The following is a 14,278-nucleotide window of genomic DNA, read 5'->3' as shown; positions in this document are numbered from 1 at the left end:
CCAGAATGCCGAGCCAGTTCAGACCCGCCCCGCAGGACGTCATCGACCTCTTCGGCGAGCCGTGGACGGTCCAGCCGCATCCCGCCGTCGCGATCAAGGCCGCCTATGCCCAGGAAGGCGGCCGCGCGCTGGTCTACCAGCTTCGCGACACCCGCGGGCGGCCCATGGCACTGAAGGTGTTCAAGTCGCGTTTCCGCGAGCCGTCGCTGGCCGAATCGGGATCGCGGCTGGCGTGGCTGCAGCCGCTGGAGGGGCTGACCGCCGCGAAGCGGCAGGTGGTGCTTCCGTCGGAGGCGGCGGTCCGCCGCTTTCCCGACCTGGAGTACGCGCTCATGATGCCGTGGCTGGAAGGGGCGACGTGGCAGGAAACGCTGGTGCAGGCCAACCAGCACGGGGCCACCCTCCCGTTCGCCGGCGCAGTGCACCTCTGCGAGGCCTTCCTGCGCGTGATGGCGCAGCTGGAGGGGCGGGGCGTCGCCCATACCGACATCGCCTGCGGCAACGTGGTCGTTCACGTCGACAGCCCGGCCGTCCAGCTCCTGGACCTCGAGGACATGTACCTTCCCGGCTCGCCCGCGCCCGGGCCGAAGCGGGCCGGTTCTCCGGACTACCGGCACCGGGCCCGGCAGTCGGTGTTCTGCGCGGAGGGAGACCGGTTCGCGACCGCGCTGCTGGCGGCCGAGATCCTGCTGCTGGCCGAGCCCACCTTCACCCCGCTGGCCAGCGACACCGGGATGTTCGGCAGCCCGGACGACGGCTCCGCCGACCAGCGGTACGCCGAGACGCGCCCGTGGCTGGCGCACGCCGCGCCGGAGTTCGCCGAGGTCTTCGCGCGTGCCTGGTCCGCCCCGTCGCTGCAGGAGTGCCCGACCGTGTCCGATCTGCACAACGCCGTCGTCCCGCTGGCGAAACGCACCGGGCCCGTCGCTCCTCCGCCGGACAACGAGCACGTCATCTGGCGGAAGCCGGGAACCGGCCATCGGTCCGAGCCGGGACGGCGGACTGGGCCCTCTCCAACGCCGCCACCTCAGGGCAACGGGTCCGTGATCTGGAGCGCCGTCGGGCAGCCGCCCGCCCAGCCAACGCCGCTTTCTCCGCCGGCGCGGCCGCGCCCCGCGATCCCGATATGGACGATCATCGTGGCCGCCCTGATCCTGGCGGTGCTGCTGTTCCTCGTGATCTAGTCAGATCATACCCGCTCAAGGTTATCCGGCGCCGGGAGAAGACTCGGGGCGTCCAGACCCCGGCGCTTAGTTCCAGGCATTCGTTCAGGCAAGAGCCTCATCATAATCTCACGCAGAGACGGAGAGCCGCAGAGAAAAAGCGTTTTTCTCTGCGGCTCTGCGTCTCTGCGTGCAACAAGCTTTTGCGGATCAGGCGACAGAGCGTTCGATGCGGTCGAGCGCCTCATCGAGCGGAATCGCCGCGCCCGGATTCTGCCGGTACGCATCCGAACGGCTGCGGAGTAGCGTCCGCTCCGCAACCGTGAGCCGGGGCTCCGGAGCGGGCCCGTTCGCGATCTCCCCTCGACCGTCTTCCATCATCCCCCCACCTGCGAGAGCGCCGCGAGGCCGCCGCTGCCCTCGTCGCTGCCCTGCACCAGCCAGTGGCGCTCGGGCTTGATGCGCAGCGTCTGGCGCACCAGCGGCTCGATGGGGTCGCCGCGGCGGAGCGGGTCGCGGAGGTTGGTCTGGATGGAGCCGAAGAGGCAGGGCCGCAGCTGCCCGTCGGCCGTCAGGCGCATGCGGTTGCAGGTGCCGCAGTAGTTGTGGCTCATCGGCGTGATGACGCCCACCGTGCCGCGCGCGCCGGGGAAGGCGAAGTAGCGCGCCGGCCCGTTCCCCGGCGGCCCGGCCACCGGCTCCAGCGCGCCGACTCGCGCGACGCTTTCCAGCATCTCGTCCGCGGAGACGAACTCGTCGCGCGAGACGTCCAGGTTGTCGCCGGTGGGCATCACCTCGATGAAGCGCACGTGCCACGGCCGTTCGCGGGTGACGGCCGCGAAGTCCGCCACCTCGTCGTCGTTGCGGCCGCGCATGACCACGCAGTTGATCTTGATCGGCGCGAAGCCGGCGCGCTCGGCGGCGTCCAGGCCGCGGAAGATGGCCTCCGCGCTCCCCGCGCGCCGGGCAATGGCGTCGATGCGCTCCGGCCGCAGCGAGTCCAGCGACACGTTCAGCCGGTCCACCCCCGCCGCGCGCAGCTCGTCCGCCAGGTCGCCCAGCAGCACGGCGTTGGTGGAGAGCGCCACGTCGGCGATGCCATCGACCGCGCGGATCTTGCGGACCAGCGTGGGCAGGTCGCGGCGCACCAGCGGCTCGCCGCCGGTGATGCGCACCCGGCTGAGCCCCATCCCCGCCATCACCCGCACCACCTCGGCGATCTCCTCGTACGAGAGCAGCTGGTCGCGCCGCAGCCACGGCAGCCCCTCCTCCGGCATGCAGTACACGCAGCGGAGGTTGCACTTGTCGGTCACGGAGATGCGCAGGTACTCGATGCGCCGCCCGAAGCCGTCGTGCATGGGCCCGCTCTCGGGCACCGGCCGCTCCGCCACCACCGGCAGCGCGCCGCCCAGCTGCACCAGCCCGCTCACAGCGCCCTCCCGCCCAGTTCAGGCTCGGCCTCCGCCCCGGGTATGAAGCCGGGGACCCAGTCCGAGTCGCCGTCGGCGTACCCCTCGCGCTTCCAGACGGGAACGCGGCGCTTCAGCTCCTCGATCACGTAGCGGCTGGCCTCGTACGCCTCGCCGCGGTGCGGGGCGGCCACGCAGATGGCCACGCTCGCCTCGCCGACCTCCAGCCGCCCCACGCGGTGCACCACGCGCACGCCGCCCACGCCGAAGCGCGCCACGGCCTCGTCGGCGATGCGCTGCATCATCCGCTCGGCCATCTCGGCGTAGGCGTGGTACTCCAGGTGGCTCACCGGACGGCCGTCGTTCTCGTTGCGCACCACGCCCCAGAACAGCAGCGCCGCGCCGTCTTCGGGCGACACGGAGTCGGCCAGGAGGCGCGCGGCGTCGATCGGCTGGTCGGTGACGGCGGCGTACGCGGCGGGCACGCTCACCCCCCCGCCACGGGCGGGATGAACGCCACCTCGTCGCCCTCGCGGAGCCGCGTGTGCGCCGGCGCGTAGTCCATGTTCACGGCCACGACGGGCGATGCGGGGAGCTTCGCCAGCCCCTGCCCGTCGGCGCGGAGCCGCGTGACGAGGTCGGCCACGCTCGCGCCCTCCGGCAGCTCGACGGCCAGTTCGTCGGCCCCGGCGAAGTCACGGTACTGCGCGAAGAAGAGCGAGCGGACGATCATGGGCCTGCGGCGCGGGTTGGGGACGGGTGACGGGAAGACGATAACGCAGGGGAGGTTACCCCGCCATCGGCGCGCGGTTCGGGCGGGGCGGATGCGGCGGTGCGAACGAACCGGCCGGACCTCACCGAGGGGGTGAGTTGTGGGCGCGCGGGGGCGCGTCGGGCGGGGATGAAATGCTGCTCGTTTGCATAGTCTGAAACGTGCCGCACCCGGCTGACTTCAGCGGCAGCCGGGCGCGGCACGGGTCCGAACCTGGTGCGCGCCCGCCTCCGCCGCCTGGGGCCGGTGCTGCGCGGCCCGCGCCACACCGCCCTGGCGGCGGAAGCCGCGGAGCTGGAGCAGACGCTGCGGGCGGCGCGCCATCGGGCTTCGTTCCTGGACCAGGCCGGCGAGCTGGCGCACACGCCCGACCGGCTGACGATGGTGCTGCTCAAGCGCGACCCCTACCGCGCCGCGCTCGCCGGCCTGCTGGAGCTGCACCGGCGCGTCGCCGTGCAGCTGCAGGCGCCGGAGATGGAGGCGCCGCTGGAGAACCTCCCCGCGCTCTACCAGCTCTGGGGCACGCTGCACGTGGCCGACGCGCTGCTGGACGCCGCGGCCGGGCACGGATGGCGGGTGAGCGAACAGCGGCTGGTGCAGCGTACGCGAGACGGGCTGTTCGTGCAGGCGCTGCCCGGCAACCAGGCGGCCGTGACCCTGTTGCACGAGGCCACCGGCGGCGAGGTGAAGCTGATCCCCGAGCGCACCTATGGCGCGGGGGGAGAACTGCGCTCGTTCACCTACCGGCAGATCCCGGACGTGGCGGTGGAGCTGCGGGTGCCCGGGGCAAGTCCGCGGGTGTGGCTCTTCGACCCCAAGTACAAGCTGGACGGCGAGCCGCTGGATGCCGAGGGTGGCACGAAGCCCCTGAAGGTCGACATCGACAAGATGCACGCCTACCGCGACGCGATCCGAACGCCCGAAGGCAACCGGGTCGTCCGGTGCGCGGCGATCCTCTACCCCGGACCTCCGGTGCGCTACAACGGCGGAATCGAGGCGATCTCCGCGGTTCCGGAGCACGATGCCTCCATTCGGGAAAGGCTGCACGCCATCCTGTCCAGTGCGCTCTCTAATCCGGAATCCGGGGTGGGGTCGCGCGCGGCCTGAGTGCGCCGGGATTTCGGAAGCCTGCAGCTCACGGTCGAGCGGCTGCGGATTCCATTGCGATCTCGATTTCCTCACACATCCCGCATCCATCTCCACCTCCGCTCTACTCGCGAGCCCTTGCCTCGCTCCGTCGGTGCCGATGCGGCCGAGCGCCTATACCGCGTGCCCGCGCACAAGCGGCTCCTCGTCGTTCAGCGCGACCGCGAGCGCGGGGACGGACTTCGGCGCGCCCCGGTTGCCGAGCAACGGCGACGTTGCGCAGGAGCCCGCGGTGATTTGTCCGCTTGATCGGCGGGGCCTTCGCGCGCGAGGAACGACGCCTCGTTCGTCGGTTGGGCGGACGCTTCCACGAACAGACCTTCTGACAGATGTATCCAATCCATCCATCCATTCAGCCATCACTCCAATCGTTTACTCTCGGGCTACCGGACCACACGGGGAGTACGGCGTACTCGCAGAACAACCGTTTGAAGGCGCTTGAAAAGCCCGATCACCGGCTTAACAGCGAGAGAGGGCAGGCCACGCGCGCAGGATCGCCGGAATCTGTCGAGCTCCGCAGGCCGGCGAACTCACTGCACGGCGGCACGTTGCCAAAAAAATAACCCCCCAAATCGTGATGACGCGCACGGGAGGTTGTGTCCTTCCGATAAACCGTTGACTCTGCTGGTGTAACGTGAGACAATTCCCAAGAGGCGGGCGGCGCGCGATTCCCCCAACCAGGCGCCCCACCTTTGCGCTGGGATCTGCGGTTTCTTCCCTCTCCATCATTGCCATCTCCTTCACGTTCCCGCATCCGTGACGCACACATGTCTCAGCCCTCATTACGGCGCTCGCCGCGCCCACTGCTGAAATGCTGGCCCCTTCTGCTGCTGGGCGGCGCCACCGTCCTTGGAGTGATGGTGGCCGGCACCCGCCGTGGGTTCTCGCACGTCACGGTTGTGAGCAAGCTCGTGGCTTCGCGGCCCGCCCGCGTTCTCTCGCCGCGTTTCTCCATCCCGGTCGAATACCACCCGTGCTCCGTCCTTCGGCCTCGGACGGGTGAAACGGTGCCCCGGGAATCGTGCGGAGCCGACGCCGGCCGACTGGATGGCTTCGAGGCGCTGGCCGATGCGGGGGAAAGCTCCGATCCGGATTCGCTTCAGGCATCGGCGCTGCTGGCGATCGTCGGCGATGACGACACGGAGCAGGCGGCCAGCGCGGCGATCACCCGGCTGTCCAGGGCGCTGCGGCTCTCGCGCCGGCGGGTGCCGCTGCTGGTCGACCTGTCGGCCGCGCACCTCGTCCGCGCCCAGCGCACCCAGAATCCGCGCGACCTGCTGGAAGGGTTGAACTACGCACTCGAGGCAGTCGCCACCGAGCCCCACAACCCGGCCGCGCGGTTCAACACCGCTCTCGCGCTGCAAACGCTGGGACTGGATGAGCAGGCCAAGATCGCCTGGACAGACTACCTGCGCAGCGACTCGACGAGCAGGTGGGCCGAAGAGGCGCGGGAGCGGCGCAGCTTGCTTCGCCATCCCCCGATGACCGAAGAGCCGCCCCAGCCCGGAGCTCCCGAAGCGGAGGTGCGCGCGTTCGCCGGGGCGAATCCGCAGGAGGCGCGGCTGTACGGCTGGGATTCGGTGCTGGGTGACTGGGGGAGCGCGCACGAGGCCGGGAACCCGGCCCGGACCGCGGAGTTGCTGCAGCTCGCGGAACAACTGGGCGGCGCGTTGGAAGCGCGCGGTGGAGATGCCTCGCTCGCGGACGCGGTCCGAGCGATTCGGGCGGTCAGGGACGATCCAGCAGCGACTCGCCTGTTAGCCCGCGCGCACCGCGCTTACGCGGCAGGTCAAGTGCTGAATGAAAGCGGGGAGCACGCCGCCGCCCGAGACTCCTTCGCCCGCGCGGCGCGTGCGGCACCGTTCTCTCCAGTTCTGACGCGCTCGGCGGAAGTCTTTGGCGCCGCGACACTCATTTTCGACGGGCAGTTCGCCGAAGCGGATTCAAGGCTCCAAGCCGTGCTGCTCCGGATCGATTCGCTACGGAACCCGGCGCTGGTCGCGCGTGCACTCTGGATCAGAGGTTCCGGGCTGCTTCGCAACGGCCATCCCGCGGAAGCCCGCGCTGCGTACCAAGCCGCAGCCCGGCTGTTCGAACGTGCGGGTGAAACCGAGTACACAGCGGCACAGTGGCAGATGGAAGGGGAAGCGGCCTACGCTCAACGAGACACGTTGGCCGCGTACCGTTTGATGCACCGCGGGCTGATGTCGCTGCGTGAGCATCGTTCATCCGTTCGGCTCCACAACACGCTTCTGGTGCTTGCGAACTGCGCGACGGTCGATCAGATGCCACGGGCGGCCTTGGTCGTTCAGGATGAAGACGTCTCCGTGGCCCTGCGCGAGAAGCGGGTGCGCCACCTGGTGGAGGCGCTGCTTGGCAGGGCTCGTACCCGGTGGGCCAGAGGTCGACAGGAGGAAGCGTCAGAGGATTTGTATCGCGCCGATTCGCTCGTCAGGACAATTCGCGCCTCGAGACCTCGCAAGTGGCTCACGAGGACAGTCGGTTACTCGCGGGCACTTGTAGCCCCCGACACAGCATCGGTGGCGGACCTGGACTCCGCTGTGGCCTTTTTCACCAAAGACGGCAACTCGGCGTGGCTTCTCCCCGCACTCCTCCAGCGGGCCGACGTGCGGCTCGCGCGGCGGGAGCTCTCGTCCGCAACTGCCGACCTGAACGCCGCCACCACCCGCATTCACGGGCTATCCCAGAGCCTTGGGGACGCCTCGTTACGTGTGGCGGTGATGGAGCAGGCGCGCAGCCGGTTCGACCAGCTGGTGATGCTTCACCTCCACGCCGGCGACACCATCGCCGCGCTGCAGGCGGTCGAGCGCGGCCGCGTCTCGTTCGCGCCCGGATACGGGGCTTCCGCGCTGGGTACCGGCCTGCCTGCGGCACCCCCCGGGCAGGTGGCGGTGGAGTACGCCCTGATCGGCGACACGCTGCTCACGTGGACATTGCGCGGAACCGACGTGCGCCTGCTGCGTCGGACCGTCAGCCGCGGCAACGTCCTCACGATGATCGAACGGAGCGTCGCCGCGCTGGAGTCGCCGGCCCGGGCGGCGTTCGCCCGCCCGGACCTCGCCCGGCTTTACGAGCTGCTGGTGCGGCCGGTCGAAAACCGCCTCGGCCGGGCCGAGACGCCGCTGGTGATCCTCGTGGACGGCGAGATCGCCGGCGTGCCCTTCGACGTCCTGCTGGACGCCAGACGGGCCCGCTATCTGGTGCAAGATCACCCGCTGCGCTTCGCCGCCACCCTGGCCGAAGCAGCCCGGTCCGCACCCCCAGCCGACCGGTCGGCCCCTGCGCTGCTCGTGGCCGACCCTGCGTTCGACCCGACGCAGTATCCCACGCTCGACAGACTTCGTGGCGCGCGGGCGGAGGTCGACTCGCTTCGCATGATGTACAGGGCGAGCGTGGTGCTCCAGGGCCCCGCCGCTACGCGCGACGCCCTGCGCGACCGCGCACCGGGAGCCAGCGTCATTCACTACGCCGGCCATGCGGTGTTCGACGATGCCCGGCCGGAGCAGTCGGCCCTGGTGCTCGCGGGGTCGGGCACCACCGGGCGCCTCACGGCGGAAGCCGTGAACGCGCTCCAGCTCCGCGGCGTGCGCCTGGTTGTGCTCGCGGCGTGCCGGACGGTGCGCTCGCGCGAGGGGCGCTCGGGCGGGCTGGCGGGATTTTCCGGTGCGTTGCTGGCGGCGGGCGCGGGCGGGGTGGTGGGAAGGCTGTGGGAGGCCGACGACCGGCTGACGCAGCCATTGATGCTGGCGTTCCATCGCGCCTACCGCCGCTCGGCCGACCCAGCCGCGGCGTTGCGCGAGGCCCAGCTGGAGTTGCTCCGCTCGAACGACCCCGCGCGGCACTCCCCCGCGGCGTGGGCCGGATTCCGCTACATCGGGAGCTGAGTGTGAAACGACTCCCGTACGCCCACCGCGGCGCGTCCGGGAGCTCGCGGCGATCCGCGGCTTCGGCTCACTCGCTCGCGAGCTCGCGGGCCAACGCGTCGATCGCGGGTGCGAGCGCCTCCCATCGCAGGGGATCGGCCGCCAGCAGAAGCCGCACCTGCTGCACCGCCGCGTGGGCCGGCGGATCCGCTGCGGTCAGCCGCCCGGCCTGGTCGAGCATCCGGCGCGTCTCGCCGCCGCGGAAGAAGCCGGCGTCCTGCCACGCGGCGGCCAGCCCCGCAGCCTCGGTCCAGGCGCCCAGCCGTAGCGCGTCCCGGTCCAGCCGCTTTGCGATCCGCTCCGTGGCCTCGCCGATCAGCGGCCGCAGCCGCTCCGGGCTCCCCGCCGCGCCGTCGGCGATCCTGCGGAGCGCGCCGCTGCGTCCTCCCTGTGGATCGAAACGGCCGGCGAGCTGGATCGCGAGCACCCGCGTTGCCGCGGCGTCGCGCGCCTGCACTGCCACGGCGAGGTCCACCAGCATCGCGCCGGCACGTGCGGATCTCGCCAACCGCTCGCCGGGTGACGTGGCGCCGCCCCGGTCGTCTCCGCGCACGGACGTCCACGGCCGCCGCTCGGTCCACCCCGCGGGCAGCCCCTCGGCGCCGTGCGCCAGCCGCGTGACGAGGCGCACCGGCTCGCCGGCGACGGAGGCGCGGGTGCGCAGCGCACGTCCGGTGATCAGCGCGATGCCCACCACCGCCGCCGCAGCAGCCATCCACCGGAGGACCGGCGCGCGCGTCGGACGGACCTTGTGATCGGGCTCGGGCCGCGAGGTGCGGCGCGTGTCCAGGGGGATCACGCCCTCCGCCACGACCCTGTCCACAGACTCCAGACCTGACGCGGCTGCAGACGCCTGCCCCGGTGCGCCGGCGCCCGCCTCTTCCAGCTGGCGCAGGATGGCCGCGGTGCCGGCGAGGACCGCGCGGTCCTCGTCGCTCCCGGTCAGGTGGGCCAGCATCTCTTTTCGGCTGCGAACGTCCATCCGGCCATCCAGGAAGGCGGCCAGCCGCTCGTCGTCGCTCCCGTGATCGCTCACCGGCAACCTCCCGCCAGGGACTCTCGGCGCCCGCGATTTCGCTCGCTCATGGTGCGTCAAGCTCGTAAAGGAGGCCCCGCACGTCGTCTCCGCCCAACCCTGCGCTTTCCAGGACCGCGCGCAACCGGACGCGCAGGCGCTCGACGCGCCGGTACAGCGGTTTCTGCTCCAGGCGCAGGGCACGGGCCACGTCGGCCAGGGTGTGCCCCTCGGCAAAGTGCAGTTGCACGATCAGCTGCTCCTCCAGTTCCAACTGCTCCATGGCCGTCCCGAGCGCACCCAGCATCTCCGCGCGCCGACCCTCGGCCTCGGCCTCGATCACCCGCTCGTCCGCACGCGAGGCGCCGGGCGCGCCATCCAGCCCCGTAGCCGGCTCTCCCACGACGGGGCGCAGCGGCGCACGCTCGGGCAGCTGATCGAGCAGGCGCGCGAGCTCGGCGTCCGAGAGCGTGGTGCGGCCCGCGGTGCGCAGCTTCTCCCCCGCCTGCTGCAGGGTGTAGCCGTCGCGGCGCACCAGCGTCTCGACGTCCGCCGCGGGCGCGCCCAGCCGCTCCGCCGCCGCCGAAATACGCCAGCGGCCCCGCTGCGCGCGATTGAAGTTGACGAAGTGCCGGACGACCACGGACGCCAGGTACGTCTTGATCTCGGAATCGCCGCGGAAGCGGCGCACCACGGCGTAGTCGTCCTCCACCAGCTTCATCCGCACCCAGGCAGCGAAGTCTTCGGCGTCGGCGCCCCAGACGCCATGATTGCTGCAGGCAATGGAGGCGACCTTGTCGACCCAGTCGAGGTGCTTCAGGAAGAGCGCCTCGGCGGCCTCGCGGTCAAGCATCTGCAGCCGCCCGCAAAACGTTGGATCGCGCGGCACGCCAGACGGGAGAGCACTCCAGAGGACGGCGGACGGGAATCGCGGAAGGCCCGTCCGACGAATGTGCCGCACCCGGACGACGGCCGGGGTCCGCGTCCCGCGGAATGGAAAGACCACCCTCAGACAAGGCTGCAAAGACGATGGCCTTCACCCTTCGGATCACGTTCTCGGGACTTTGCCTCTTCGTGCCCGAGCCCGCCAGCGGCGGAAACACCGGCCGGATGCACGTGCTGATGCCGGGGATGTTCGGCGACCACTGCGGGGCAGACCGGCACGTGGCGGCACTGGCGTTCGACACGGGGCACCTGGCGGCAGCGGGTACGCCCACCGGCATCACCGCCATGGCCCCGCTTTCGGGCCGGCAGGTGACACCCGTGGCCGGCGACGAAGCCGACCTCGCCTTGTGCAGCCACATCGTGGACCTGCGCGAGATCACGCAACGCGCGGTGGACCCCGACCACCTGGGCTCCGACACGGGGAAAAAGCTGACGGCACGCATGACGCTGGGCGCCGGGCGGATCACGCGAGTGTCGCCGGGGGTGTGCTGGGAGTGGCGCCCCGGCGAGTTCCGCCCGATCGCGCACCGGGTGGAGTGGGAGATCTCCGACGTGGAGGGCGAGCAGCTCACGCTGGTGTCTGAACCCATCGGCGGAGGCGGCGAGCAGAAGGCGCTGGGAACCTTGTTCCCCATGAACGGCCGGGTGAACTTGGTCATGTATCACGAGACCACGCAAGACCTGCCGCCGGAGCCGCTCCCCGTCGCCCGCCAGCCGGTTCCCGCGCCGGGCTTCACCCCACACCACTTCTCCGCCTACTACACCCTTTTCGGCGGGCCCGTCCCCACCGTGCTCCCCCGGTACTGGGGAAAGCTGGCTGACTGCCCGCCGCTCGCCAACCCGTGCGAGGCCATTCCCCCCGACATGGGCGGGATGCCGTACACCTGCCTGGTCGCCGGCGTCAGCGGCGGGGGGGGCGGCTGATCCAGGCTCGATCCGGTGCCGCCGTGTCTGCGGCGGCCCGCCCCCACGCCCGGAGACCGGCCATGGCACGCGGTACCTCGATCCACATCGGAGTGAACCATCCGGCCTCGACCAGCGAGTGCCCGCTGTCACTGAGCGAAGAGAATGCGTGGAAGATGGCGGAGCTCGCACACCAGGCGGGCTACGGCGCCATCCACGTGCTGCGCGGCGCCGACGCCACCCGGAACGCGGTCGGCGGCCTTCTCTCCGCCGCCGCGCGGGCGCTGGAGCCCGGCCACACCCTTTTCGTCTCCTTCTCGGGCCATGGCTCGCACGTGCCCGACGCGGACGGCGACGAGCGGGACGGGTGGGACGAGACGTGGTGCCTGCACGACGCCGACCTGATCGACGACGAGCTTGCGGCGATCTGGAGGGTGGCGGCGCCCGGAACGCGCGTGCTGGTCGTGAGCGAGAGCTGCTTCGGCGGTGGGATGGGCCGCTACGGCGACGTGATGGCCCGGTATCCCAACCTGTCGCCCGCCCTGGACCGGCCCGTCTACCGCTCCGCCGAACCGGTGCTGCGGGGGGTGAAGCAGTTCGCGCAGCCGGTGGCGTCGTGCATCTCGCGCGCGCCCTCTCACGACGACGGGATCAGGGCCAGCGTGCTGATGATGACGGGCGCAGCCGAAGGGCAGAGGGCGCGGGAGGGACTTTACACCCGCCACCTGCTGGAGCTCTGGAAGGGCGGAGCGTTCCGCGACAGCTTCTGCGCGCTGCACGGGCGTCTGTGCGAATGCGTGCGGTACGAGAACCCGCAGCAGGAGCCGCAGATCATGATGCTGGGAACGCCCGACCCCGACTTCCCGCTGGAGATGGCGTTTCACCTGGACCGTCCGGTGATGCGCGGAGGGTGGCGGGACTGACCGGAGCCGCGCTCCCGACACCAGACGAACGACACGCGCAGCAGCGCTCTTAAAGCCAATCTGGGAGGAAAGATGCGCATGATGGACAAGATCAAGGTGCTGTTCCTGGCGTCGGACCCGTTCCGCGACCGGGCGCCGCTGCGGCTCGACGAGGAGGTGCGCGCCATGGACCATGCCATCCGGAAGGGAAGCGCACGCGACCGGGTGGAGCTGGTGGCGTGCTTCGCCACGCGCAGGCGCGACCTGCAGGACGCGCTGCTGCGGCACGACCCGCAGATCGTGCACTTCGCCGGCCACGGCGGAGGCACCGGCGTGCTCTACCTGGGCGACGAGCACGGCCGGCCGCGCCCGGTGGGAAAGGAGGCGCTGGCGAAGCTGTTCGGCATCCTGCGCGAGTGTATCCGCGTGGTGTTCCTGAACGGGTGCGACACCCTGCCCATCGTCGAGGCGCTGGGCGAGGTGGTGGACTACGCCATCGGGATGAACCGGCCCCTCACCGATCCGTCGGCGGTCGTCTTCGCGCAGGCCTTCTACGGCGCGCTGGCGATGGGGCAGACGGTGCAGGCATCGTTCGAGCTCGCCATCAGCCAGCTCGAGCTCGAAGGGAACGTCGAGGCCGCCATCCCCGTGCTGCGCGTCCGCCCCGGCGTGGACCCGGCGGTGCCCCTCGTCACGCCGCCGGCCGAAGCCCGCTTGCCGGACGGCGGGAGCGCGCAGCCGGCCGATGCCCGCCAGGTGAACGTCTTCGAAACGTTCCGCGGAGACGACGCGCTCTTCGAAGTCGCTCCCGGCTCCGGGAACGAGAAGCAGGAAAACCGCTTCGGCAACGCCTCCGGAAACCGCTTCACCTTCCGGGCCGGCGGGTCCCGCTGATCTGCGTCCATCCGTCTCCGCGTATCACCCGACCATGACCACCAACCACGGCCTCCTCGGCCTGCTCTGGCAGCAGAACACGGGCATCGGCCGCCTGATCCTGCTGATGCTCTTCGCCCTTGGCGGCACCGCGGCGGCCGCGGCGCTGCGGCACCTGCACCGCTACCGCAGCGTGGAGCGGCACGCGCTGGACAGCGTACGCGCGAAGCTGCGCGGGATCCGGGATCGCGAAGAGGCCGGGGAGCCGGAGGGAAGCCGCCCCGCCGCGCCGGCGCCGGTAGACCTGGCCGAGCTGCGCGAGAACGTGCCGCCCGGCACCCTGATCGGCGACCGCCTGGCCGCCCTCGCGCGAATGAAGCAGGCACGGGTGAAGGTGAACGTCGAGGCGCTGCAGCAGATCACCCTGCTGCGCGAGAACGCCAGTCCGGGACTCGCGTTTCCCGCCTACGCGGTGGACCTGGCGATGATGCTGGGGATGCTGGGCACCTTCGTGGGGCTGTGCCTGATGCTGCTGCAGATGCAGGGGGTGCTCCCCAGCGCCTCCGGCGTGCCGGCGGCGGGCGGGTTCGCCGAGGCGGCCCAGAGCCTGGGCGGCATTATCGCCAGCAAGAAGACGGCGTTCGTCACCACGCTGGTAGGGCTCTCGTGCGCCATCGCCGTCTCGTTCCTGAACTTTCTCCTCGCCCGCGCGCAGTCGGCGTGCTACGACGCGCTGGAGCGGTTCACCACCGAGGAGCTGCTCCCCGCCACCGTGGCCACGGTGGAGGACGAGACAGCGATGGAAAAGCTGTCGCTGCAGCTGAGCGACACCTTCGCCAGCCTGGGCAGCCTGTCGGAGCACCAGGCCGGCAACCTGGAGCGGCTGCAGGAGATGCAGGACGCGTTCGGCGCCATCGTCGGCAGCATCCGCGCGATCACGCAGCAGTCCGCGCGCGGACCCGCGGAGGAGGCGGCGGGCGCGCTCACCGCCCTGGTGAAGCAGCTCGCCGACGCCAACGACGCGCTGGTGAAGGTGGCGGAGTCGGTGGCGATGCGCGCGGTGCACCAGCGCCAGGAGGTGCCGCTGCGGCGCGCGAGCGTGGGCGCGTGGGTGGACGACGGACTTACCCTCGCGCGGCGCAACCCGCTCCCGGCGCTGCTGGGCGCGGGCGCGCTCGCGGCGCTGCTGGTCTTCCTCTTCTGACC

Annotated in this window: 13 protein-coding genes; 7 read left to right on the top strand and 6 right to left on the bottom strand. The window is 71.2% G+C overall.

Going from position 1 to position 14,278, the window contains the following annotated elements; translation table 11 throughout:
• The first annotated feature begins 5 nt into the window (after nt 1–5).
• Entirely contained in the window at nt 6–1,184 is a 1,179-nt protein-coding gene (locus VLK66_RS25570; protein WP_325312341.1) for a hypothetical protein, read from the top strand.
• A gap of 189 nt (nt 1,185–1,373) precedes the next feature.
• Here the strand turns inward: VLK66_RS25570 and VLK66_RS25565 are convergent, their stop codons facing one another.
• From VLK66_RS25565 to moaD, 4 genes are read right to left on the bottom strand one after another with little or no spacing between them, the layout of a single operon-like run.
• Nucleotides 1,374–1,544 carry a hypothetical protein gene (locus VLK66_RS25565; protein ID WP_325312340.1) on the bottom strand — a complete coding sequence of 57 codons (171 nt, stop codon included), beginning with the start codon at nt 1,542–1,544 and terminating at the stop codon, nt 1,374–1,376.
• On the bottom strand, nt 1,541–2,593 hold the full coding sequence (gene moaA, locus VLK66_RS25560; protein WP_325312339.1) for a GTP 3',8-cyclase MoaA: 1,053 nt from the start codon (nt 2,591–2,593) through the stop codon (nt 1,541–1,543). Before moaA ends, VLK66_RS25565 begins: the two co-directional genes overlap by 4 nt.
• Complete coding sequence (locus tag VLK66_RS25555; RefSeq protein WP_325312338.1) at nt 2,590–3,063, bottom strand: molybdenum cofactor biosynthesis protein MoaE; 474 nt, start codon at nt 3,061–3,063, stop codon at nt 2,590–2,592. Before VLK66_RS25555 ends, moaA begins: the two co-directional genes overlap by 4 nt.
• Entirely contained in the window at nt 3,060–3,305 is a 246-nt protein-coding gene (gene moaD / locus VLK66_RS25550; protein ID WP_325312337.1) for a molybdopterin converting factor subunit 1, read from the bottom strand. The genes VLK66_RS25555 and moaD overlap by 4 nt, the downstream gene beginning before the upstream one ends.
• Before the next feature lie 255 nt (nt 3,306–3,560).
• On the opposite strand from moaD, the gene VLK66_RS25545 reads away from it, so the two are divergent.
• On the top strand, nt 3,561–4,451 hold the full coding sequence (locus VLK66_RS25545) for a nuclease domain-containing protein (RefSeq protein WP_325312336.1): 891 nt from the start codon (nt 3,561–3,563) through the stop codon (nt 4,449–4,451).
• An 896-nt stretch (nt 4,452–5,347) separates the two neighbouring features.
• Entirely contained in the window at nt 5,348–8,395 is a 3,048-nt protein-coding gene (locus tag VLK66_RS25540; RefSeq protein WP_325312335.1) for a CHAT domain-containing protein, read from the top strand.
• Nucleotides 8,396–8,462: 67 nt separating this feature from the next.
• On the opposite strand, the gene VLK66_RS25535 is transcribed toward VLK66_RS25540, so the two are convergent.
• Both VLK66_RS25535 and VLK66_RS25530 read right to left on the bottom strand, forming a co-directional pair.
• The gene (locus VLK66_RS25535; RefSeq protein WP_325312334.1) at nt 8,463–9,470 is read right to left on the bottom strand and encodes a hypothetical protein; all 1,008 of its coding nucleotides are present in this window, start codon (nt 9,468–9,470) and stop codon (nt 8,463–8,465) included.
• A 46-nt stretch (nt 9,471–9,516) separates the two neighbouring features.
• Entirely contained in the window at nt 9,517–10,302 is a 786-nt protein-coding gene (locus VLK66_RS25530; protein WP_325312333.1) for an RNA polymerase sigma factor, read from the bottom strand.
• Nucleotides 10,303–10,478: 176 nt separating this feature from the next.
• Between VLK66_RS25530 and VLK66_RS25525 the strand changes: the two genes are divergently transcribed.
• The 4 genes from VLK66_RS25525 (at nt 10,479) to VLK66_RS25510 (ending at nt 14,276) form a co-directional block, all read left to right on the top strand.
• A complete protein-coding gene (locus VLK66_RS25525; RefSeq protein WP_325312332.1) occupies nt 10,479–11,318 on the top strand; it encodes a hypothetical protein in 840 nt (279 codons plus the stop codon).
• A 62-nt stretch (nt 11,319–11,380) separates the two neighbouring features.
• Nucleotides 11,381–12,220: a caspase family protein gene (locus VLK66_RS25520; RefSeq protein WP_325312331.1), complete on the top strand. Its 840-nt coding sequence runs from the start codon at nt 11,381–11,383 to the stop codon at nt 12,218–12,220.
• A 78-nt stretch (nt 12,221–12,298) separates the two neighbouring features.
• The gene (locus VLK66_RS25515) at nt 12,299–13,093 is read left to right on the top strand and encodes a CHAT domain-containing protein (RefSeq protein ID WP_325312330.1); all 795 of its coding nucleotides are present in this window, start codon (nt 12,299–12,301) and stop codon (nt 13,091–13,093) included.
• 34 nt (nt 13,094–13,127) lie between these two features.
• Nucleotides 13,128–14,276: a MotA/TolQ/ExbB proton channel family protein gene (locus VLK66_RS25510; RefSeq protein WP_325312329.1), complete on the top strand. Its 1,149-nt coding sequence runs from the start codon at nt 13,128–13,130 to the stop codon at nt 14,274–14,276.
• Nucleotides 14,277–14,278 lie beyond the last annotated feature (2 nt).

It is taken from the genome of Longimicrobium sp., assembly GCF_035474595.1.
GTDB lineage: Bacteria > Gemmatimonadota > Gemmatimonadetes > Longimicrobiales > Longimicrobiaceae > Longimicrobium.
The sequence above is the reverse complement of the archived record's forward strand: the minus strand, read 5'-3'. Positions and strand labels throughout refer to the sequence as shown.